This is a genomic window from Vulcanibacillus modesticaldus (genome assembly GCF_001730235.1).
Classification (GTDB): Bacteria; Bacillota; Bacilli; order Tepidibacillales; family Tepidibacillaceae; genus Vulcanibacillus; species Vulcanibacillus modesticaldus.
Map to the genome: position 1 here is coordinate 1 of NZ_MIJF01000028.1, position 21,657 is coordinate 21,657.

A 21,657-nucleotide genomic window follows, 5' to 3' on the forward strand; every position below is an offset into this window, starting at 1 on the left:
CGTTATCTAAAGAATAGGTATCTTTAACCAAATCGTATATAAAGCTAAAGTCAATTGCTTGATCTATTTTCCTCACTAGATGATCCTCTGGTACTAAATCTTCTATTGATACTAATTCAACTTGAGTTCTTACATCTTCCTTACGTTTTGTTAACATGTTTCTCCCCTCACAAGATATTTATTACATACTTATTATACAAAAAAAGCTTGTAGATTTGTCTAAATAAAGACTTTGTCTACAAGCTGAAAAGCCGTAGATACGGCTTTTTTTATTGTTTAGGAAACATATTACTTACTAGACCTTTTTCTTATTACTACGATACTTGATAGCATATTGATGAAAATTCCACTGTTTAAAGAATTTCTCCCCTGCCTTTATGCCTGAAATAAATAATTTTTCCCGCTGCTCTCTACTTATATCAAAATCGGTTGCCTTAACTCCAATATTCGGTACCAATATTGTTCTTACAAAGTTTTGTTCCTTAATAGATCTGGTATCATGGGCTTCTAGCATGGTATTAATTAAAGCAAATCCTAAAGAAATCGGTCCATTAATCATATTTTCTTGATCGTTCTTATTGGAAACAAGGCGGAATCCAAAGGTTGGCCATCGTGGAAAGCGATTACTATCAAAAATCCAAACCGGAAAATTACTGAGTAACCCACCATCTACGATATAATGAATCCTTGTTTTATTACCATCACTTACAGTAAGTTTTACTGGACTAAAAAAATAAGGAATACTTGAACTCATTCTAACAGCTAAAGCTATATCCATCGATTCAGGATCAATACCATAGCGTTTGATATCGTCAGGTAGCACTAACATTTCCCCACTAGTAATATCAGAAGCAATAATATATAAAGTATTTTTCAAATCACTAAACTTTTTTACTCCTTTTTTGAGTAACTTTTCTCTCATCCAGTGTTCAATATACTCACTTGAATAGATACCATAATACAGCCAAAGATTTAATAAATTACCAATGACTGGTAGGCCGCTAGCTCCTCTTTTTTGATTAAACTGTTTATAATCAAGATTCATAATCTCTTCTTTTAATTCTTTTGCAGTATAACCAGCAGCTAATAATGCGGCAATAATTGCCCCAGCAGACGTTCCAGCTAATCTTTTCCATTTATAACCTCTTTTTTCAGCTTCATAAATAGCACCTACTAATCCAATTCCCTTTACTCCTCCTCCTTCTATGACCGCATCAGCATACATAAGCACCCCTCCCAATTTCCCTTAAATTATCAAGCTGTTTTATTTAACTAAATCTCTGTAGTTATAGCAGTATTCCTTAAAACGTTTTTTCACATCTGGGTTATGTTCAAAAAAATTGACTAATAATTCTATGGATGATATAGATCTTTGGCCTAGATGGTGTTCAATTCCCTCCACTTCTAAGTAAATACTTTCTTCATCCTTTACCCCAATTAGATGTAAAAATTTTTCCAGAATTTTATGACGATGGACAAGTTTTTTTCCAATTTTTTCACCTTTACTCGTTAATTTTAATCCCCGGTATTTCTCATATACTACATACTGCTCTTTATCAAGTTTCTGGATCATTTTTGTTACAGAAGAGGGATTCACATCTAACGCATTAGCAATATCTGTTGCCCTAGCATATCCTTTTTTATCGATAAGTTGGTAAATCTTTTCTAAATAATCTTCCATGCTAGGCGTAGGCATTTGAAGCCTCCTCTCATTTTATCTCTTATTACAATTTATTCGTGGTAATTGACTTTATCACAATGATACTTCCTAACTATTATTTTTTTTAAAATCGTCAACTAGGTTTAAAAATAAATATTATAGAAAATGCGAGCAATACTATAGAAAAAAACTTATTAATTATTGGTATTGGCTTATTTTTTTTTTGAAATATGATTTTCATCACATATAATCTTATTCAAATTTGATATAGTTCTAATAAATTGAGTAAATGTTAAGGAGGTATTTAATGTGAGAAGCAATAATGAAAACGACAAAACTAACTGGCATTTAGATATCGAATCGTATGGGGTGACTGATGTTCGCAATTTAGGTTACGATCCCTTTCAATTGATTATGGAGCTTGCTGACAACACCGCAGATGGAGATGGTTTTGCAATTATCCAACGATTTGAACCTTTACCAATAATCAATATTTTAAACGGTAAAGGATTTGTTCATTTAACAAAAAAAATATCTGATTCCAAATATATTGTTTATTTTCATAAAACAGAATCACCTTCGACCCACAAGGCAAAAGCAAATCAAAGTAACAAGGTACCGGTTGTTATTCAATCAGCAACTCCGGTAGTTTATCCTATTTTATTGAAAATGCTCCAGTCTGAAAAATTAAGTAAAATGATTGAGATAAGTGATTTAAAGATTTGGGAAGAGACAGAAAAACATATGGGTTGGATAACGAGTGGAAAAGCTGACATTACTTTTTCTGCAATTGTAGCCGCTTCTAAATTGTATGCAACAGGCCAAGATATCAAATTGTTGTCTGTGAATATTTGGGATAATTTCAATCTGCTTACTAGAGGCTATGTGGCACATAGTCTAAGTGATTTAAAAGGACACACAATCCATATGCCTTTATTCAAAAGTGCCCCACCATATGCAATTACATCGTATTTGATGAAGAAAGAAGGATTAAATCCTAACGAATTTGACTTTGAATTTGGCGAACCATTTGGTAGACCAGATGAAATGAAAGACAAATTTATTTCCGGAGAAATAGATACTGTATTACTACGGGAACCCGAATCAAGTTTTGCTTTAGCAAAGTTAAAAGAAGTTGAAGTAAGTGTAATCAATTACGGCGATCTATGGAGAAAAATACATCCAGATCTTGAAAAGTTACCAAATGCCGGATTGATAGTTAAAGGTGAATTTTACAGAAATCACAAAGAGATTCTTAATGTTTTTATTGAAGAACTTGATAAAGCAACACAGTGGGTTAAAGAAAATCCTGATGAAGCAGCCTTACTTTCTTATAAGAAAATGGAAGTTTCATTCGAGGAAGCTAAGTTATTTTGCAGTAGAGTTACCTTCGAACATAAATTAGTTAAAGAAGTTAAAGATGAAATCAAACAATATATTGATATTTTAAAAAATCAAGGCGTGATCAAACTTAAAAAAGATCTAGACGAAGAATTCTTTGGAACTTTATCATAATTCAATCACTGTCATCCCGAAAAATCTGTTATTAGTTCTTAATATTAATAAAGTATATTAAAAAGTGGCCTTGTTTGTTCAAGGCCACTTACAGAAATTATCATCAATTAATACTAAAACCAGCTTACACCAAACCATTTAGTTAAATAAATTGTAATTTTACTCATTTGATCTGTTAAAAGAAGAATACCAATTATCACTAGAGTAACTCCACCAATTTTCATAATTATCTTTGAATAACGTAAAATCCATCTTGTTGATCCGATAAAAAATGCCATTATGAAAAATGGAATTGCGAACCCAATACTGTAAACAGTTAACAATAAAGCACCGCTAGATGGATCAGACGCTGCTAAAGCTAAGATCACTGCTAAAATCGGTCCAACACATGGAGTCCACCCAGCTGCAAAACTAAAACCAATTAAAGTTGATCCTAAGTAACCAGTAGGTTTGTTTGAAAATTCTATTCGTTTTTCTTGCATTAACCATTCCCATTTAATCCAACCACCGATAAATAACCCCATTATGATTATTATGATCGCTCCGATTACCCTCACTAAATCCTGTGATTGGTAGAACAACTCTCCTAGGAAACTAGCAGCAAACCCCATAGAAATAAAAATAATTGAAAAACCTACAATGAAAAAGAGAGTATGTAACAACGCTCTATTTCTAATTTCTCTTTTATTAAAATCATTACTAAGGGTATCTACTGATATTCCAGTTATGTAAGAAAGGTACGAAGGATATAAAGGCAAAACACAAGGTGAGATAAAAGACAACAAACCTGCACCAAAAGCTATCAATAAACTTACATCAACTCCATCCATAAAAAGGTTTCCCCCTTATCAAAGCAAAACATTTTGGATTTGTTATGCAGTTACTGTAACAAAACACTGAAGCATTTTCAACAAGATGATATTATTTTTACAAAAAATTTAAAGACACAAAAAAAACTTGGTCAAGCCAAGTAATTTATCTAAAATCTATATCAATTTCAGCATTATCTTGATTTAATTCATTAATTTTTTTTAGCTGAATTCTTAAAATACCTTTATCATATTCAGCCCTAGCTCCTTCTTTACTTACTTTAGCAGGCAATTGTATTGTTTGATAGAAATACTCTGAATAGCTCTCTCTTATGCTCTCACCATAATTTGATTTTACTTCATTATATCTATCCAAAGTACCATAAACGATAAGATGATCATTAAACAATTTTGCACGTAATTGATGGTCCTTAGAGAGACTTGGGACTTCAAGAAAAATATCTATCATATTATCATGTTCTTTTACTTTAACATTTGGTAAATTAGAATCATACTTTAGAAATTGCTTCCATTTTTGATAAGTTCCCATGTATTTGTTAAAATAACTTATCAAACTCTTTTCTAATTCGTTAAATATTTTTTCTAGTTCATTCATATTCATCACTTCCTTCATCCTTATATTACGCAAACCTAAATAACAGAGTTCTAGGGAGACGACTATTTTTACGCTATAATAAAAAAGAAATAAATTCTGAGGTGAATTCGTCATGGATGGTAGAAGAAGAACATCTGAAGAAAGAAGAAAATTTATTCTTCAATGGTTAAAAGAGAGTAATGAGCCATTAACCGGACAAGAAATTGCTGAAAAAACTAATGTTAGCAGACAAGTAATAGTACAAGATATTTCTATCTTAAAAGCCAAAAACGAACCTATTATTGCTACGTCTCAAGGTTACATTTATATGAATACCAATCAAGAACTTTATACATTTAAGAGATTAATAGCTTGCATTCATTCTTTTGAACAAACAAAAGAAGAACTAATGATTTTCGTAGATCATGGAGTATATGTTCGTAATGTTATTATTGATCATCCAATATATGGAGAAATCACTGCTCCATTAATGCTAAAGAATAGAAGAGATGTTTATAATTTTATCAATAAATTAAAGGATACAAATGCAACTTTATTATCAACATTAACAAATGGTATCCATCTTCATACTATTGAAGCAGAAACAAAAGAACAGTTAGATGAAGTTTGTTATGAATTAGATAAAAATGGATTTTTACTTTCAAAGGACGAATAAAACCTTTGTTACTAGGAGTTGATTACAATTGATCATCTATGACTATAAAGGCAAAAAACCTAAAATTGCAACAAGTGCATTTATAGCTGAAACTGTTGTAATTACAGGTGATGTTAGCATAGGAGAAAAGACTAGTATTTGGTTTAATACCGTTATTCGTGGTGATGTTTCCAAAACAATAATTGGTAATCAAGTAAACATTCAAGATAATTCAGTATTGCATCAAAGCCCTAATATTCCTTTAATCATCGAGGATAATGTTACAATTGGCCATCAAGTTATATTACATAGTGCTATTATTAAAAAAGGTGCTTTAATAGGTATGGGTTCAATTATATTAGATGGAGCAGAAATCGGGGAAGGAGCATTTATTGGTGCTGGAAGTTTGGTCCCCTCTGGGTTAAAAATTCCCCCACATACATTGGCTTTTGGACGTCCAGCAAAAGTAATTAGAAATTTAACAGTAGAAGATCAAAAAGAAATGAAACGCATTGTTAATGAGTATGTAGAAAAAGGGCAATATTATAAAACATTAAAGTCTTCCTATTAAACTGTAATAATTTCACTTTCAATTTCAAATACTATCCTTGATCACTTTTTTTAGGGGGACTTTAATCACGTATGTTAAACATTAATGACCTGACCATGATTATTACTGCAACGATAATGGGGACTCTAGCACGAATTTTCACATTAAAAGAAGATATTAGACAATATCCTAGTTACCCTAATGGATATTTGATTCACATCGTAATCGGTTTTGTTGCTGCTGGCTTAGGTGCTGTAGCAATACCAGCCTTGTTAAGCAAAAATTACATCGCTATCACCTTTCTAGTTCTAGCTGTTCAACAGTTCAGAGATGTGAGAAAAATGGAAAAAGATAGCTTATTAAGTCTTGAAGAGACAGAGTATACTTATCGTGGTAATGCTTATATTGATGGAATTGCTAAGACATTTGAAGCTAGAAACTATTTTGCGTTGATTGTAGCTTTATCTGTTTCGTTTGTTATTCAAATATTAAAATCTAAACTATGGTTAGAAGTGGTAATCTCCATTATCGTTGGAATAGTCATAATATTCTTATTAACACGTTTTTCAAAAGGTAAATCCGTTGGAGATATTGCCGATGTTAAGCCAGGTAAAATTGAAATCAAGGACTCAGAACTTTATGTAGATGGTATTTTTGTAAGTAATATTTTGGGGAGTGACAATGCAAGAAAATTATATAAAGAGGAAGGAATTGCTGTTGTTATTTACCCTAAAGAGGATCATTTTCGTGTTACTTTAGATCACTATGGCCAACGACAAGCTATTCTTTTTGAAGCTACAAGGGCGTTAGGTTTAAAACGTTATCACTTTACCCGAAAAGATTACGAAAAAGGAAGGATTGTAGTTACACTGGTTCCTATAATTAGTGATATAAATAGATTAATTGACTCTGTGAAAAATACGCCTTTATTAGAATCTGTTCAAAAAAGTCACTCAGTTATGAAAACGAATTTGTTGAGGAGCGAATAAAATGGGTAAAGAAGCTAATATTAAGCCGCCGTATGAGATTCTAGCTTTTATAACCATTAATAAAGATCGGGTGTTAGCTGGAAATGCATTATCTTTATATACTGACACTAAAGAAGTTCAAAAAATGCTGACAGTCGATATTGCTAAGGCTTTAAAAGCCGATATCGTGGAATTGAAAACCGGAGATTATATGGTAATTCGTGTTTAATTTTTAGACATAATAATAGCTGTCGAGAAATACCCGACAGCTAAAACTTTATAAGTATAAATTAGCAACAACTATCATGCCCGTGGTCATGGTTCATATGACCTTTCTTTTCTTCTTTTTCATGTTTTTTCATTTGCTCATCCTTGTGAGCATGATCATGTTTGTGAGCATGTTCTTTATGATCATGTTTTTTATGGTCGTTACCTCCGCAGCACCCCATTTATAATACCCCCTTTCATCTTACAATGCAACGACAATATTAAGCAACTACATCGTATCCTTGATCTTCAATTGCTTCTTTCATTTGCTCGAAAGAAACTTTATTTTCATCAAATACAACTGTGACATTTTTGTCCTCTAGGCTAACTACAGCCGAAGCAACACCATCTAATTTTTTTAGTGCTCCTTCTACTGACATTTTACAATGCCCGCAAGTCATTCCTTCAACTCTAATAACTTTTTCCATTGTTTATTCACCTCCTTCAAAAGAATTATTATAATTCAATTTTCTTTAATCTTAATGAATTTAAGACTACTGAAACAGAACTTAATGCCATCGCTGCACCAGCCACCCATGGAGCAAGTAAACCGGCCATTGCTATAGGTATACCGAGAGTATTGTAAATTAATGACGCAAATAAATTTTGTTTAATATTGCGCATCGTTTTCTTACTAATGAAAATCGCATCTGCAATACCTTTTAAGCTACCACCGATAAGTGTAACGTCAGCAGCCTCAATAGCTATATCTGTACCAGTACCAATCGCAATTCCTACATCCGCAGTCGCTAGAGCAGGTGCGTCGTTAATACCATCACCAACCATTGCTACAGCATAACCCTGATCTTTTAACTTTTGAACCTCTTTAGCCTTGTCTTCAGGTAAAACCTCAGCTCTTACTTCGTCAACGCCTACCTTTGCCGCTATACTTTTAGCTGTACGAAGATTATCTCCAGTAATCATCACAACTTTAATACCCATCTCTTTAAGCTTGCTGATCGCCTGTTGAGAATCTTCTTTTACAGTATCAGCAACAGCAAGTATACCTAGTAATTTTTCTGAAGTTGCTGCAACAACTACTGTTTTACCTTCTTCTTCTAAACGGGTCATTTTGGTTTCTAATTCGCCTACTTCAATTCCTAAACGGTTAATAAATCGTCTTGTACCTACATATACCATTTCGCCCTCAACATTAGCTTGTAACCCATTTCCAGGAACAATTTCGAAATCAGTTGTTGATAATAATGAAATACCTTTTTCTTTAACACCATTGACAATCGCTTTACCAATAGGATGTTCAGAATTCTGTTCGATAGAGGCAACAATTTTTAATAATTGTTCTTCTGATATCTCAACAGGATAGTAATCAGTTAATTCTGGTTCTCCCTTTGTTATTGTTCCTGTCTTATCTAAAACTACTGCATTAATTTTTTGGGTATTTTGTAAATGTTCTCCACCTTTAAATAAAATACCATGTTCTGCAGCTTTTCCTGTACCAACCATTATGGAAGTTGGCGTAGCTAAACCTAATGCACATGGACATGCAATAACTAAAACAGCGATCGCATTAATTAAAGCATGTGCAAAGTTATATGGATCTAGCCAGAAATAATAACCAATAAATGTTAATACTGAAATCACAATAACAATCGGTACAAAAACACCTGAAATTACATCAGCAAGTTTTTGAATTGGAGCTTTAGTACTATTAGCATCTTCAACGGCTTTAATAATCTGAGCTAATGCTGTTTCTTTTCCTACTTTTGTCGCTTTAAATTTGAAGGTACCGTGTTTGTTTATTGTCGCGCCAATGACAATATCGCCAACTTTCTTGTCTACTGGTATACTTTCACCAGTGATCATTGACTCGTCAACTGAGGAGTAACCATCAATAATTTCACCATCGACAGGGATCTTTTCACCGGGACGTACTATAATTATGTCACCTTTTACTACTTCCTTAATCGGAACTTCAATCACTTCACCATTACGCTCAACCATTGCTGTTTTTGCTTGAAGACTCATCAACTTCTTAATCGCTTCAGATGTTCTTCCTTTTGCTACAGCTTCTAAATACTTACCAAATAGTACTAATGTAATTAATATTGCACTTACTTCATAGTATAATTGATCTGATCCAATGATTGAACTATAAACACTATAAAAATATGCAGCAGATGTACCAAGAGCTACCAAAACATCCATATTGGCACTACCATTTTTTAACGCTGAATATGAACCATGATAAAACTGATAACCAATATAGAACTGAACCGGTGTAGCTAGTAAAAATTGGAACCATCCATTCATAATTATCTCAGGTGTTATAGATTCCAAACCAAAGTGAGCTAACATACTCCATAATAATGGGAAAGACAAGATTGCTGAAATAATTATTTTTCTCAACTTTGCTTTCAGCTCTTTATCTTTGGCTGACTCTTTTTCGTCATCCTCATCTTCTTCTCGAATTTTAGCTTCGTAACCGACGTCTTTAATCTTCTTGATTAAATCGCTTGGATCTAACTCGTCTGAATTATATTCCACTACAGCCTTTTCCATTGCTAAGTTTACATTAGCGGAATAGACGCCAGGAAGACTATTCAGACCTTTCTCTATCCGACCCACGCAAGAAGCACATGTCATCCCAATGATATCTAATTCTATTTTGTCTTTTGCTACTTTATAACCCAAATCCTTGATCTTATTCTCGATTTCTTCTAATGATGTTTTTTCTGGATTAAATGTTATAGATGCCTTTTCTAATGTTAAATTTACTGAAGCATCTACCCCTTCCATCTTGTTTAAACCTTTTTCGATTCGTGTAGAACATGTCGCGCAAGTCATACCTTGAATTTTTAAGGTGGTTTGTATCTCACTTGACATTTTAAATCAACTCCTTCTCTCTCTCTTATTGTTTACTTGATGAATAACTTTATTACATCCATTAATTCGTCAATTACTGGGTCACCTTCACCAGATTGAATAGCACGGGTAACACAGCCATATGTGTGATGTTTTAAAATAGATAGTCCTACCTTATCTAGCGCGGCTTGTATTGCTGCAATTTGAGTCAAAATATCAATACAATATCGATCGTTCTCTACCATTTTTTGGATGCCGCGTACTTGACCTTCGATTTTTCTTAGCCTTTGTAAGATTTTTTCTTCAGTATCATTGGGAAACCTATCACTTGACAACTTCTCCATAATATACCCTACCCCCTATCGGTTTAACATTATTATAGTATAGATATTCTAAAAAATAAAGACTAAAAGTGTAAACATTTTATTAAGAAATGAAGAAAAAGTGACCTTAAAAAGGTCACATTTTCTTTACAAAAGATTATTTACTTAAATTCAAAAATTATTTATTGAAATAAATTAATTAATTCTTTAATCTTTTCTTCAGCTGATGCAATTTCATTTTTTGCTTTATTTATATCTGGATTTTTTACTTCACCTAATTCACCCAGTTCGTGGATCAATTCTCCTAATTCATTACGTAGATCGGCATTTTTAGCTTTAAGTTGATCACCTACTGCATCGATTACTTCATCTAGTTCTGTTGCCTTTTCTCCAGCCAATTGAGCATTGCCAGCATCTAACGCATTACTAATTTCTTTGACAATCTCTAACGCGTTTTCTAAAGCAACTAATTCTGGGCTTTTAACTTCTTCATCAGTGAATAATGCTTTAGCAGCATTTATTTTTTCTTTAGCAATATTTAAATTATTTCTTGTTTCATCTAAATCAGGGTTAGCTGTTTCATTTAACTCCAACAATTCATGAATCGCTTCACCCATCTCATCTGTTAATTCTTGATCTTTTGCAGCAATTTTTTCTTTAATCGCATCAATTGTTTCATCTAATTCTATTGCTTTTTCACCAGCTAATTTAATGTCTTCTGTATTTAAAGCTTCACCAATTTCGTCAGCAATTACTAAAGCTTGATTTAAGACTTTTATTTCCAAAGTCTCAGATACTTCTTCATCAGCGAATAATGCTTTAGCAGCATTTATTTTTTCTTTAGCAATATTTAAATTATTTCTTGTTTCATCTAGATCAGGGTTAGCTGTTTCATTTAATTCCAACAACTCATGAATCGCTTCACCCATCTCATCTGTTAGCTCCTGATCTTTTGCAGCAATTTTTTCTTTAATCGCATCAATTGTTTCATCTAATTCGATTGCTTTTTCACCAGCTAATTTAATGTCTTCTGTATTTAAAGCTTCACCAATTTCGTCGGCAATTACCAAAGCTTGATTTAAGACAATAATTTCGTTAGATGCAATCTCACTTTCTTCGCTTTCTTCATCTACCTCGCCTTTAGATTCATCAAGACTTTCACCTTGTTCAGTTTCGCCCATACCAATATGTTGTTCTGGTTTTGTTATGTAGGCATTAATTGTTAAGACTACAGCCAACACAACAAGAATTGCTCCTATGCTAACTATTACCTTTCTTTGCTTCAGTGATGCAGATGGTTTTTTGTCAATAAATGGAATTGCAAGTAATCCGATTACTAATAATGTTGATGCCACAATGAGTCCCATTAAACCAAACCAGTTTTCAATTGAAAAGATACTCATGAAAATCCATGGTGGTTTTGTTGCCTCTACTCCACTAACTGGAGCTGGACCGATAGTTGGTGGTAAAATTAACGCAAAAATTGACATTAAACCAAATGCAATGAAACCATACGCAATTAGATGCTTAAAATGAACTAAGAATGTGCTTTCTCCTTCTTCTTCTTTAGACCTCTTCCAAGGTAATGGAGAAATTCCAAGTAATTTTACCAATAATAAATGCGCTGGAATTAAAGATAGTAAGATTAATGGTAATAAATTGGTGTGAAGACTAAACATTCTAGTTAATAATGAAACTCCATTTTCTTCAGAGAAAAAGGCCGCTAAAGGTCCTACCAGATCTCCTGCAGCTTTTGCATGAGCTAAAGCTTCAGCTGCTTCTTGGTCCCATTTTAAAATGGTACCAGTATAATACAATCCAACCATTACTAAGAATAAAACTACACCTAACAACCAATTAACTTCTCTTGGTTTTTTATATGATCCATAGAAGAAAACTCTTAGAAGATGTATTATTACTGTTACAATAGCTACTTGTGCTGACCAATAATGGAGTCCCCTAATAAAATTACCTAAATCATATTGTGTTAAAAAGTCTCGGATACTGCTATTAGCAGCCTCTGGAGTAGGTGAATAAAACTGAGCTAAAATAATTCCAGTTACAATTAACACTATAAAACTAATTAATGTAATTCCGCCAAGTGTATAAAGAAGGGTATTGGCATGACGAGGCACTTTATAATTAAATGCTTCTACAGGAACCCTCTCCTTGAACCATCTTTTAAATTTACTCATTGTTAGCTCCCCTTTCTACATCGGCTTTTTGCCTAAGCAAAAGAATACCGATAAAGACAGAAATTATAGCAATGATAAGCAGAATAATGTTAGCGAGATTAAACTGAAAACTTGGAGCCAGTTCAAGATCAACAAGAGGATCTCCGCCGATAGCTTCCACCATTAATAACATGGCCTCTTCATTATTTCCAGCTTCTAGACTCTGTTTTGCTTCTTGCAGTAATTCACCATCAGCAACTTGTTGTTTTTTGTTAGCATCTATCGCTTCATCAAGTTTGGCAAGTGCCATATCCATATCCTCAATCCCCTCGATAAAAGCGATGGACTGTTTTACTAACGACTTAACATCTACTGGAGCTTCTCCGCCACCGTGTGCAAGAGCCGTAGTACCAGTAGCTAATAAAAAGATTACCATCATAAATAATACTGCTTTGTTTTGCAAAATGTTATCCCCCTTTTACCTAATATAATATTGCCACAATAAAAGATAACAGACGAATGTCACAGATATATTAACAAATTGTAAACAAAAACTTTTTTTATATTATTGTCACTCTTTATTCACAATTTATTCATAAAAAAACCGACTAGTTGCCGGTCAAATTTTTCCAAATGGGAAGTGTGAATGAAAATGTACTTCCATGATTTAATTTACTTTTAACACTCACTTCTCCTCCATGAGCTTCAACTATGCTTTTAACGATTGCTAAACCTAACCCAGTACCACTAGTTCCTGGTGTTCGGGCTTTATCCGCTTTATAAAATCTTTCAAAAACAAAAGGTAAGTCAGCTTCAGAAATTCCCTTACCATTATCCGTAATTTCTACTTTAACTTTATTATCTAAATAAAATTCCTTTATTTGAATCATCCCATTTTGAGGGGTGTATTTAATTGCGTTCTCCAATAAATTATTCAAAACTTGCTCAATACGAAATGAATCTGCATATATCCATAATGATTGATCTGGGATAAATACTTGCAGTTCAATTTGTTTTTCGGTTAATTTCGGTTCTATGTGTGCCAAAATTCGCCTAATCGTTTCATTTAAATCGATTTTCGTTTTTTGTAATTCAAAGGACTTTGCTTCGATTCTAGAAAGATCAAGTAGATCTTGAATCAGTCTAGACATATTTGCAATCTTATCCAAACCAATATATGCAAACTTTTTCAACTCAGTAATCTCAGTAATCTTATTATCAACTATTCCTTGAAATACTCCACTTATAAATGTGATAGGAGTTCGTAGTTCATGAGAAACATTTGCAATAAAATCTCGTTTGATTTGTTCAGATTTTATAATTTCTTCTGCCATATAATTGAATGTTTTAGCCAATTGAGCTACTTCATCATCACCTTCATCGTTTACTCTTTCTACTTCCTTTTTCTTAACTAATTTCATAGCTGCAATATTCATTTGAGTAATGGGTTTTGTTACTCTTTTGGAAAATAAATATGTTAAAAATACGGCGATAGACATCGCTATCAATCCTGCAACAATGATAAATTTCAAAACTTGACGCATTGAATTTTGAATATCATAAATCAAAGAATGAATAGATAAAGCTCCAACTATTAAGCTACCATCGCTAATTGGAATAGCTACTGATAATACTTCATCATTAAAAAATGTTAAATTTCTATATTTTTTGATAATTATTTCATTGTTTAATACCCTATTCCATTCCTCATCTGTAAATGAATCATCGCTAATCAAGTGTTCATATGAGTGAAACTTTTTATAGAGTTCACCATTCCGGTCAAAAAAAATAATCCCCGCATTTAACTGATGTTCAGCATCCTCCATAATTTTACTTAATGTTTCCAAATCTATTTCATTTTTAAGATAAGAGTTTATTGCATCACTTAATTCTTTACCTTGATTAACTATAAGTTCCGTTTTAGCTTTGTAATAATAATCTTGGAACAGATACGCCAACATTAAACTTAATACCATAAGTGTGATCAAAATTACAATCAGGTATCCAGCCATCAACCTTCGAGCAAAGCTTTTAAACATTATTACTTTTCACCTCAAACTTATAACCAACACCCCATACAGTTTTGATTTGCCAAGAATCTGGAGCCTTTAATTTTTTGCGCAATCGTTCAATATGAACATCAACGGTACGTGTACTCCCTGTAAAATCAAATCCCCAGATTTCTTCTAGTAACTGTTGTCTAGTAAATACTTGATTAGGATTACTAGCTAGATAATAAAGCAGTTCCATCTCTTTTCGTGTAAGTTCAACCTCTTCATCTCCAGATCTTATTTGAAACTCATTTAAATCTATTACAAGATTTGGATAAATTATTTGCTTGGTTTTAATTCCTTGAGGTGAATATCGGCGTAATACAGCTCTAACTCTTGCAACTAATTCTCGAAAATCAAAAGGTTTAACAATATAATCATCGGCTCCTATTTCTAATCCTAAAATTTTGTCAAATTGCTCCCCTTTAGCAGTAAGCATTATTATTGGTACATTACTAACTTTCCGAATTTCTTTGCATACTTCCCAACCATCTAATTTAGGGATCATAATATCTAAAAGTACTAAATTTGGTGCTGTTAACTTAAATACTTCTAAAGCTTTTATACCGTCATTAGCAACAACTACTTCAAAGTTTTCTGGCATAAGATACGATTTTATTAACTGCGTCAAATTATAATCATCATCTACAACAAGGATTTTCATTTTTTCATTTTTCATAATTTTAATATTCACCTTTCTGAAAATGGTCTATGATTCAATAGATAAATTCTGTATTTATTAAAAATAGTATGCAATTTCAAAAACCATCCAAGAAGGATGGTTAAAGGTCATTTGCATATTCTACTTTTCGCCTTCTTTAACTAATTCAATTGTTTTATTTTATTTAACACTTTAAAGTAATAATTGTAAAGAGGTTATTATGATTATCATTATTATCTTAGTATTTTATGAAATAAATATCAAGAAATTATGAAGATGAATAAATATTTAAAGCAGCTACTTACTCTTTGTAAATAGCTGCTAATAATTGGGGGTATTTAAGTTTATCTTGTTCCATGCATTTGTTGCATGAAAATTTGCATTTGCCCAAAATCAATATTTTGGTCTTCCATAAATCTTCCCATTTCATTAAAATCTATATTACTTTCTTGCATATACTGCCACATTTCGTTAAAATCTGCTCCAGAATTCATCATTTCAAACATTTCATCTACATCTAAACCTTGTTCTTCCATGAAACGATCCATCTGTTCAACATCTACACCTTGTTGCTCCATCAATTGATACATTTGCTCTTCGTCAATGCCATACATATATTGTCCCATATAAGCATCATCAAAGTTTTGTGGTTGCATCCAAAATTGATTGTTTAAATTGTCATTGTCATCACCACGAGCGTAAGTCACGTATGCTGCTCCACCAAATGCTAATCCAAGCACCAAAACACCTATTAGCAGCTTTTTCATTTTATTCACCTCTTATAATAAGTTCTTTTTAATTTCTTCGAACTCTTCTGGTGTAATCTCACCCTTTGCCAAACGTTGCTTTGCAATTTCTAATGCATCAGATGATCCAGTTTTATTTGTTCCTATTATTGATCCATTTCGATTTGAATTTTTAAGTACAAAATAGATGATCACACCGATAAGAATTAAACTAAAGAACATCACGCCAAATCCACCTCCTATTCCACAATCAGCGAAATTTCCATATCCAGGCCACATTCTTTATTACCTCCTTGCTAATGATTATCTTAATGTAATCATAATGATAATTTATGAATGTTTTATGAAGAAGATCTACTCAGTTAGAATTTTTTTCATTCTCAAGTATTCCTCTTCGGTAATTTCGCCTTTAACGAATCTCATTTTCAATACTTCTAATGATTTATCGCCTTGAGGACTACTTTCTAAATGGTCATAAGTCTCATGTTCAGGATATCTTCTTCCATGACCGCGACCATGATCGTGATCCCGTGATCGGAAGATATGTCCAATCCCTCCACAACCAAAAAGTCCCATGATTTATCCTTCCTTTCAATTGAAAACTTGATATTGATTTTTACATTTTAAAGTTTATCAATAATTTGTGAAGAAATAATGAATTTATCTAATAATTACTTTTCCGTACATTCCTTCAGCTGCATGCCCAGGAACCTGACAAAGATAATACAATTCTCCTGACTTGTTAATTGAAAAGGTTGTTTTAGCAACAGGATAATTTCCAGCGGAAGCCTCCGGTATCGGAATTAGACTTACCCCTGAATAGCCACCATCCATCATTGACATATATGAATATGGAGGTTTAGCAGTAGTAAATTCAACACCATGAGGCATTCCCTCATCCTCGTTGACCAACGTTAATGAAATATTTGTATTTTTAGGAATAATAATTGTAGGGTTGATTAAACCATCAATTACAAATCTGCCATCAGCATATTCTGGACCTCCAATTAAAACAATATTGATATTTTCTCCTCTATAAGTAATAGTATTATTTTCTCTATCTACGATTGCATTTTGTAGTGAAGAAATTTCTAATTTTTTTACTTCCTCTGAGTTTAAATACGCTACTTTTGTATCCGAGTAATAGCCCATATTACCCATTAATCCATATAATTGATTTCCATTAAACATAAAATATTGAAATGCATACATTCCTCCAACCGTTACTATAATAATTAAGGCCACCGTTAATAATATTTTTCTCTCCATCCAACCACCTCTAATTAATTCTTACTATAAGCATAACCAACAATAATGAAGAATTTATGGAGAATTAGATTTTTTTATGTTCCGTAAATGTTCATTATATGTTGTTGCAAAATAATGTTCACCAGTATTATTTTTTTTAGTAACGTAAAAGAAATAATCATTATTCTCCGGGAAAAGCGCTGCCTTAATTGATGATAACCCTGGATTACTGATAGGACCTGGAGGTAAACCGTTGTTAAGATATGTGTTATAAGGATTATCTACTTCTAAATCAGCATACATTAACCTTTCTTTTTGTTTTCCTAAGATATATTGAATTGTTGCATCAATCTGTAATTTCCAATTTTTATTCAAACGATTGTAAATTACTCCCGAAACAATTGGTCTTTCTTTTTCGACCATAACTTCTCTTTCGATAATCGAGGCTATGGTAACAATTTGGTGAATTGTTAGTTGTTTATCAGCAATTAGCTTATCCCATGAAGGATCCCATTCCTTAGCAAACTGCTCTAGCATCAAATTAATTATTTCTCTTTCGGTTGCACCTTTTTTTACTTCGTAGGTATTGGGAAACAGATAACCTTCGAGCCTATACTTAATGTCCTTATTGTCAGGAATTTGTTTGATAAATGTATAATCAAAATCCCCGTCTTTAGCTAATTGTATAAATTTATCTTGCTGAACTAAACCTTGTTGGGCTAATCTCGCTGCTATTTGTTCTACGGTATAACCTTCTGGGATCGTAAAACGAACACTATCAATTTTATTATTACCTTTAGCGATTATTTTAATAATTTGCGTCAAGTTCATACTCCTTGAAAGCTCATAATATCCCGCTTTTAGCTGCATATCATAGCCTAAGTAGTTAACATAACTTTTAAAGAATAATTTATTTTTGATCAACTGTTCTTTTTTTAAAATTTCAGCAATTTCAGAAGTGCTACTTCCCTGGGGAATAGTTACTGTAAATTTCTCCTTCTCTGTTGGATTAACAGCTTGAATTTGATATGAAACAAAAAAACTAGTAAAAGAAATGATTATAAGTCCGAATATAATAAATAGCAAACTGTTCTTTTTAGCCAATTTAATCCCCCACTCTTTGGAATTTAATTAGATAATCCTCATTTTTATCTTATTCTATTTTACTTTATTTTTCATATATAACAAATTGAAAAATCATGAGCAATTTAAATAACCCAAGGATAATCCTTGGGTTATTTATATAAGAAGTAATCTATTTAATCGCTTGATCAATTGTATTAACTAATTTTGCTTCTATTGTCGCTACAAGCTCATCCATTTTATCATTTTCTGTTAGCCCGATTAATACTGATGGTTTAACAAAACCTACTTTTACCTCATTATCATCAGCGATAACAACTATCTTGCAAGGTAAGAAATAGCTTACCATAGGATCAATTTCAAGTACATTTGATGCAGCTTTAGGGTTACATACTTCAAAAACTGTTATATTCTGATTGTATGGTAGACCCTTCTCTTCTAATTTTTTATGAATCTCAAATTTCCACAATAAACCAAATTCATTTTCTTTTATGGCTTTCTCAAGACTTTCTATAACTTCTTGTTCACTCTTGGTGGTTGACTTAGTATAATGATACATCGTACAAACTCCCTTCTTTATATTTTTTCTTTATTAATAATCTATAAAAAGAATCGTACCTCTAAAGTAAAATATAAATGTGAAGATTTTGTGAAGAAATTAAAAAGAAGTTCATTTTTCATCCCATACAATTAAATATTTACCAAATTTATCTAATATAATCGGTAATAAGGTAACCGAGATAATTAAACTGAAAAAGATACCCACAAACAATAACAATCCTAATCCTGATACAAGTGGATCTTTAACAAAATATAAAACTCCAAATCCAATCATGCTAGTAAGCGATGTCATTAAAACAGCTTTACCGGATTGCAACATCATATATTTTATATCCCTACTGCGATTTGCTATATAACTATGAACCATGTGAATCCCATCATCAATTCCAATTCCGATAATCAATGGGAAGGCAACGATGTTTGCAACGTTAAATTTAATATTTAAATATGACATAAAACCAAGCAACCAGATAAATCCTAAAGTCACCGGAAGCATGACAAGAGATACCACTTTAATACTCCTGAAGTCAAGATAAACGATAAAGAACAAAACGATGAAAACCGCAATTGAACTTTTAATTAAATCAGAACGTATATAATCTACAAGTTCTAAGATCATAAAATTTGTACCAGATACATTACTATCAATTCCCCTAAGAACTTTAGCAATTTTTTTGATTGGGCCTTCTTCCCACATATCTTTTTCTAAAAAAACATAAGTACCAATACTGCCATCTTTTCCTAGGTATTTGTTCTTAATAACTTCTGGTAATTTATCAATAGTGATTTCCCCTGTATTAAGAATATTTTCCATACTTTCAGATAACTGAATTGAAAAACTTCTTAAATTGTTACTATAGATTTTCTTTTCTTGATTACTCATTTCATTAAAGTAAGCTAATAATTGTTGTACTTTTGTTTTGTTAGCTAAATTAATATTTATATTTTTTATTGAACTTTGTTCATTATTTGTAATTCTCTCGATAAAATCGATTCTCTCTTTCTGGTTAATCGGAATATAGAGTGTTGGCGAATCTATCTCGGAATAAACATCAGTTTTTTTAATTTCTTCATACTGTTCTCTCGCCTGTTCTATATTCTTGGCACTAAAAATGCTGTATTCAAAAGAGTTATTAAATTCCTCTGAAAGTTCCTCCTGCAGTTTAACTGAAGGAATTTTTGGTAAAAGTTCAAATGTATTATAATTAAACTTTAAATTTAAACCAGATATAAATGGTAGAATTATAAATAATAGAAGTAATAATAAAATTAAGCCTTTTCTATTAACCAAAAATTGAGCATATCTTGAATTGACTTCTTCTACTTCTTGCTCCTTATATCTTAAACTTCCTTTAAAGATCATAATAAAAATCGGCAAGAGCACAAACACAGATATAAGACTCATTAATATACCTGTACCCGCAATAAAACCTAACTCCTTTAAACCTTTGAATTCTGAAAACATAAGCATATAAAATGCAACAGTTGTTGTAATCGCACCAGTTATTATACCTGGCATCGTCCGTTCAAATACTTTAGTTAAACTACCATAACTGTCATTTCCCAATTTTCTCTCATAGAAATATACTGTTATAAAATGAATCGAAAAATCGATACCAAGTCCCATTAAAATTGGCGCAAATATACTAGTTACGATATTTAAACGACCAATAAATATTTGATTTATTCCTAAAGTCCAAATTAATGCTAAAACTATCGGCAACGTTGCTAATATTGGGGCTAAAACTCTACGATATACAATGATAAACAGTAGTAATATCATCAACAAAGCTAATATAGAAACAATCAATATTCTTATGTTTAATCTTGATTGTTGTTCCTGCATCATTTTAGCCATGCCAGTTACCTTATAACTTACTTCTGGATAATCCTTCATGATATCATCCAGTTTTGATGTTACCTCGTCAACCATTTTTTTAAAAAAAACCATATCATGATTAGGATTTGTAGGCCTTAGAAAAATCAAAATTTTATTTTTGTCTTCATTATAGTGATACTTATCTTCTAATTTTTTTAATAATTGATTATTTGCAAGATCTTTGGTACCTAACAAAATTGGGTCCTTAAGCTCTTCATCTTTGGGAATGTCAGTTATAAAATTAAATACATCATCGCTTAAACTAAATTCTTCTGAGTTAATGGATGCTAGTAGTAATTCTAGATTGTTCTCTGATTTAAACATTTCAAGTATTCTAGGATTGGCTGCCAAAGCGTTCATCATGTCATTAAATTTATTTCTGTCCATATAAAGAAGGAAGTATTTTTTAATAAAATCATAAGGTAGCTTATAATCAACGGCTTGTACAACATCATCTAATTTACTCATTTTTGTGGCTATTTCCTCTGCAGCTAATTCCATATTTGTACTTTGTTTGCTCTCAAGTACAATTATTAAATTATCAAAGCCGCCAAAATTACTCGAGATTTCATTAAAGGCTTGTACCTCCTCATCACTATCAGGTAAAAGTGTATATGTTCCCGTATCGATAGAAACACCCGTAGCTAAATAACCTAAAATACCAGTAACTATTAATGCAGCTGTTAAAATATAGTACTTGTATCTCAAGATAAGATCCAATAGCTTTACATATACAGTATTTCTCATTTTGCCCTCCCAAAATTATTATTATATTGTCTAAAATTATATTATTATACTCTACCCCCTAACGGTACTTTTGTTTACTTTTATACTAAATTTATCAATAGCGTTGCATAAAAGTTATAGTGGTTAGTTCACACAATATTCTGAACAATATTTTCCTAAACTTCGACCAAAGAACCAGTAACCAACTAAAGGTGATCACTGTCCATTTGGCAATTATTACTATTTGATTTAATTATTCACAAAAAAACAAAACAACTTACAATAACTATTTTTATCCTGGTGCTTTAACCATTAACTTTATCCAATTATCGTATGGCTTCCAAAGTAAAATTCGTAACCAGC

25 protein-coding genes are annotated in these 21,657 nt (G+C 32.0%); 5 read left to right on the plus strand and 20 right to left on the minus strand.

Annotated features, from left to right (window positions below; translation table 11 throughout):
• The 3 genes from BHF71_RS11560 to mntR form a co-directional block, all read right to left on the minus strand.
• Nucleotides 1–157 (minus strand): transposase (locus BHF71_RS11560; protein WP_084024145.1); only part of this gene is annotated, 157 nt, incomplete at its 3' end.
• A gap of 138 nt (nt 158–295) precedes the next feature.
• Complete coding sequence (locus BHF71_RS06675; protein WP_069656895.1) at nt 296–1,225, minus strand: patatin-like phospholipase family protein; 930 nt, start codon at nt 1,223–1,225, stop codon at nt 296–298.
• Nucleotides 1,226–1,264: 39 nt separating this feature from the next.
• The gene (mntR, locus tag BHF71_RS06680; protein WP_069656896.1) at nt 1,265–1,696 is read right to left on the minus strand and encodes a transcriptional regulator MntR; all 432 of its coding nucleotides are present in this window, start codon (nt 1,694–1,696) and stop codon (nt 1,265–1,267) included.
• A gap of 273 nt (nt 1,697–1,969) precedes the next feature.
• Here mntR and BHF71_RS06685 point away from each other — a divergent pair, with 273 nt between their 5' ends.
• Complete coding sequence (locus tag BHF71_RS06685) at nt 1,970–3,175, plus strand: ABC transporter substrate-binding protein (RefSeq protein WP_069656897.1); 1,206 nt, start codon at nt 1,970–1,972, stop codon at nt 3,173–3,175.
• Nucleotides 3,176–3,288: 113 nt separating this feature from the next.
• On the opposite strand, the gene BHF71_RS06690 is transcribed toward BHF71_RS06685, so the two are convergent.
• Nucleotides 3,289–4,005 (minus strand): cytochrome c biogenesis CcdA family protein, encoded by a 717-nt coding sequence (locus BHF71_RS06690; RefSeq protein WP_069656898.1) that lies wholly within the window; start codon nt 4,003–4,005, stop codon nt 3,289–3,291.
• Nucleotides 4,006–4,150: 145 nt separating this feature from the next.
• Nucleotides 4,151–4,606: an Hsp20/alpha crystallin family protein gene (locus BHF71_RS06695; RefSeq protein WP_176717323.1), complete on the minus strand. Its 456-nt coding sequence runs from the start codon at nt 4,604–4,606 to the stop codon at nt 4,151–4,153.
• Between the two features lie 106 nt (nt 4,607–4,712).
• Here BHF71_RS06695 and BHF71_RS06700 point away from each other — a divergent pair, with 106 nt between their 5' ends.
• The 4 genes from BHF71_RS06700 (at nt 4,713) to BHF71_RS06715 (ending at nt 6,981) form a co-directional block, all read left to right on the plus strand.
• Nucleotides 4,713–5,255: a transcription repressor NadR gene (locus tag BHF71_RS06700; protein ID WP_069656900.1), complete on the plus strand. Its 543-nt coding sequence runs from the start codon at nt 4,713–4,715 to the stop codon at nt 5,253–5,255.
• Between the two features lie 31 nt (nt 5,256–5,286).
• Nucleotides 5,287–5,805: a gamma carbonic anhydrase gene (locus tag BHF71_RS06705; protein ID WP_069656917.1), complete on the plus strand. Its 519-nt coding sequence runs from the start codon at nt 5,287–5,289 to the stop codon at nt 5,803–5,805.
• 71 nt (nt 5,806–5,876) lie between these two features.
• Nucleotides 5,877–6,773: a YIEGIA domain-containing protein gene (locus tag BHF71_RS06710; RefSeq protein WP_069656901.1), complete on the plus strand. Its 897-nt coding sequence runs from the start codon at nt 5,877–5,879 to the stop codon at nt 6,771–6,773.
• Nucleotide 6,774: 1 nt separating this feature from the next.
• Nucleotides 6,775–6,981, plus strand: coding sequence for a capping complex subunit for YIEGIA (locus BHF71_RS06715; RefSeq protein ID WP_069656902.1), 207 nt, complete (start codon nt 6,775–6,777; stop codon nt 6,979–6,981).
• 61 nt (nt 6,982–7,042) lie between these two features.
• Here the strand turns inward: BHF71_RS06715 and BHF71_RS12095 are convergent, their stop codons facing one another.
• From BHF71_RS12095 to BHF71_RS06785, 15 genes are all read right to left on the minus strand, one after another.
• On the minus strand, nt 7,043–7,201 hold the full coding sequence (locus BHF71_RS12095; RefSeq protein WP_176717324.1) for a hypothetical protein: 159 nt from the start codon (nt 7,199–7,201) through the stop codon (nt 7,043–7,045).
• Nucleotides 7,202–7,240: 39 nt separating this feature from the next.
• Complete coding sequence (gene copZ, locus BHF71_RS06720; RefSeq protein WP_069656903.1) at nt 7,241–7,447, minus strand: copper chaperone CopZ; 207 nt, start codon at nt 7,445–7,447, stop codon at nt 7,241–7,243.
• A gap of 28 nt (nt 7,448–7,475) precedes the next feature.
• Complete coding sequence (locus BHF71_RS06725; protein WP_069656904.1) at nt 7,476–9,863, minus strand: heavy metal translocating P-type ATPase; 2,388 nt, start codon at nt 9,861–9,863, stop codon at nt 7,476–7,478.
• A gap of 32 nt (nt 9,864–9,895) precedes the next feature.
• Nucleotides 9,896–10,186 carry a metal-sensitive transcriptional regulator gene (locus BHF71_RS06730; protein WP_069656905.1) on the minus strand — a complete coding sequence of 97 codons (291 nt, stop codon included), beginning with the start codon at nt 10,184–10,186 and terminating at the stop codon, nt 9,896–9,898.
• 161 nt (nt 10,187–10,347) lie between these two features.
• Nucleotides 10,348–12,360, minus strand: a complete 2,013-nt coding sequence (locus tag BHF71_RS06735; protein ID WP_069656906.1) for a cytochrome b — start codon at nt 12,358–12,360, stop codon at nt 10,348–10,350.
• Nucleotides 12,353–12,802 (minus strand): hypothetical protein, encoded by a 450-nt coding sequence (locus BHF71_RS06740; protein ID WP_069656907.1) that lies wholly within the window; start codon nt 12,800–12,802, stop codon nt 12,353–12,355. Before BHF71_RS06740 ends, BHF71_RS06735 begins: the two co-directional genes overlap by 8 nt.
• Before the next feature lie 145 nt (nt 12,803–12,947).
• Nucleotides 12,948–14,378 carry a sensor histidine kinase gene (locus BHF71_RS06745; RefSeq protein WP_069656908.1) on the minus strand — a complete coding sequence of 477 codons (1,431 nt, stop codon included), beginning with the start codon at nt 14,376–14,378 and terminating at the stop codon, nt 12,948–12,950.
• A complete protein-coding gene (locus tag BHF71_RS06750; RefSeq protein ID WP_084024356.1) occupies nt 14,371–15,054 on the minus strand; it encodes a response regulator transcription factor in 684 nt (227 codons plus the stop codon). The genes BHF71_RS06745 and BHF71_RS06750 overlap by 8 nt, the downstream gene beginning before the upstream one ends.
• A 341-nt stretch (nt 15,055–15,395) precedes the next feature.
• Nucleotides 15,396–15,818 carry a hypothetical protein gene (locus tag BHF71_RS06755; protein WP_069656910.1) on the minus strand — a complete coding sequence of 141 codons (423 nt, stop codon included), beginning with the start codon at nt 15,816–15,818 and terminating at the stop codon, nt 15,396–15,398.
• Between the two features lie 12 nt (nt 15,819–15,830).
• Nucleotides 15,831–16,076: an SHOCT domain-containing protein gene (locus BHF71_RS06760; protein ID WP_069656911.1), complete on the minus strand. Its 246-nt coding sequence runs from the start codon at nt 16,074–16,076 to the stop codon at nt 15,831–15,833.
• A 75-nt stretch (nt 16,077–16,151) separates the two neighbouring features.
• On the minus strand, nt 16,152–16,373 hold the full coding sequence (locus BHF71_RS06765; protein ID WP_069656912.1) for an SHOCT domain-containing protein: 222 nt from the start codon (nt 16,371–16,373) through the stop codon (nt 16,152–16,154).
• A gap of 84 nt (nt 16,374–16,457) precedes the next feature.
• A complete protein-coding gene (locus tag BHF71_RS06770) occupies nt 16,458–17,066 on the minus strand; it encodes a plastocyanin/azurin family copper-binding protein (RefSeq protein WP_069656913.1) in 609 nt (202 codons plus the stop codon).
• Between the two features lie 54 nt (nt 17,067–17,120).
• Entirely contained in the window at nt 17,121–18,149 is a 1,029-nt protein-coding gene (gene mltG / locus BHF71_RS06775; RefSeq protein WP_069656914.1) for an endolytic transglycosylase MltG, read from the minus strand.
• A 151-nt stretch (nt 18,150–18,300) separates the two neighbouring features.
• A complete protein-coding gene (locus tag BHF71_RS06780; RefSeq protein ID WP_069656915.1) occupies nt 18,301–18,687 on the minus strand; it encodes a DUF302 domain-containing protein in 387 nt (128 codons plus the stop codon).
• A 111-nt stretch (nt 18,688–18,798) separates the two neighbouring features.
• Nucleotides 18,799–21,315 carry an efflux RND transporter permease subunit gene (locus BHF71_RS06785; RefSeq protein ID WP_069656916.1) on the minus strand — a complete coding sequence of 839 codons (2,517 nt, stop codon included), beginning with the start codon at nt 21,313–21,315 and terminating at the stop codon, nt 18,799–18,801.
• Between the last annotated feature and the right edge of the window lie 342 nt (nt 21,316–21,657).

Bases quoted from the DNA above. Each gene is read 5' to 3' on its own strand.
- copZ (WP_069656903.1), bottom strand. From the start codon at position 7,447: ATGGAAAAAGTTATTAGAGTTGAAGGAATGACTTGCGGGCATTGTAAA.
- BHF71_RS06690 (WP_069656898.1), bottom strand. From the start codon at position 4,005: ATGGATGGAGTTGATGTAAGTTTATTGATAGCTTTTGGTGCAGGTTTG.
- BHF71_RS06770 (WP_069656913.1), bottom strand. From the start codon at position 17,066: ATGGAGAGAAAAATATTATTAACGGTGGCCTTAATTATTATAGTAACG.
- BHF71_RS06675 (WP_069656895.1), bottom strand. From the start codon at position 1,225: ATGTATGCTGATGCGGTCATAGAAGGAGGAGGAGTAAAGGGAATTGGA.
- BHF71_RS06700 (WP_069656900.1), top strand. From the start codon at position 4,713: ATGGATGGTAGAAGAAGAACATCTGAAGAAAGAAGAAAATTTATTCTT.
- BHF71_RS06745 (WP_069656908.1), bottom strand. From the start codon at position 14,378: ATGTTTAAAAGCTTTGCTCGAAGGTTGATGGCTGGATACCTGATTGTA.
- BHF71_RS06695 (WP_176717323.1), bottom strand. From the start codon at position 4,606: ATGAATATGAATGAACTAGAAAAAATATTTAACGAATTAGAAAAGAGT.
- BHF71_RS06735 (WP_069656906.1), bottom strand. From the start codon at position 12,360: ATGAGTAAATTTAAAAGATGGTTCAAGGAGAGGGTTCCTGTAGAAGCA.
- BHF71_RS06725 (WP_069656904.1), bottom strand. From the start codon at position 9,863: ATGTCAAGTGAGATACAAACCACCTTAAAAATTCAAGGTATGACTTGC.
- BHF71_RS06785 (WP_069656916.1), bottom strand. From the start codon at position 21,315: ATGAGAAATACTGTATATGTAAAGCTATTGGATCTTATCTTGAGATAC.
- BHF71_RS12095 (WP_176717324.1), bottom strand. From the start codon at position 7,201: ATGGGGTGCTGCGGAGGTAACGACCATAAAAAACATGATCATAAAGAA.
- BHF71_RS06780 (WP_069656915.1), bottom strand. From the start codon at position 18,687: ATGTATCATTATACTAAGTCAACCACCAAGAGTGAACAAGAAGTTATA.
- BHF71_RS06755 (WP_069656910.1), bottom strand. From the start codon at position 15,818: ATGAAAAAGCTGCTAATAGGTGTTTTGGTGCTTGGATTAGCATTTGGT.
- BHF71_RS06710 (WP_069656901.1), top strand. From the start codon at position 5,877: ATGTTAAACATTAATGACCTGACCATGATTATTACTGCAACGATAATG.
- BHF71_RS06765 (WP_069656912.1), bottom strand. From the start codon at position 16,373: ATGGGACTTTTTGGTTGTGGAGGGATTGGACATATCTTCCGATCACGG.
- BHF71_RS06760 (WP_069656911.1), bottom strand. From the start codon at position 16,076: ATGTGGCCTGGATATGGAAATTTCGCTGATTGTGGAATAGGAGGTGGA.
- BHF71_RS06715 (WP_069656902.1), top strand. From the start codon at position 6,775: ATGGGTAAAGAAGCTAATATTAAGCCGCCGTATGAGATTCTAGCTTTT.
- BHF71_RS06730 (WP_069656905.1), bottom strand. From the start codon at position 10,186: ATGGAGAAGTTGTCAAGTGATAGGTTTCCCAATGATACTGAAGAAAAA.
- mntR (WP_069656896.1), bottom strand. From the start codon at position 1,696: ATGCCTACGCCTAGCATGGAAGATTATTTAGAAAAGATTTACCAACTT.
- BHF71_RS06750 (WP_084024356.1), bottom strand. From the start codon at position 15,054: ATGAAAATCCTTGTTGTAGATGATGATTATAATTTGACGCAGTTAATA.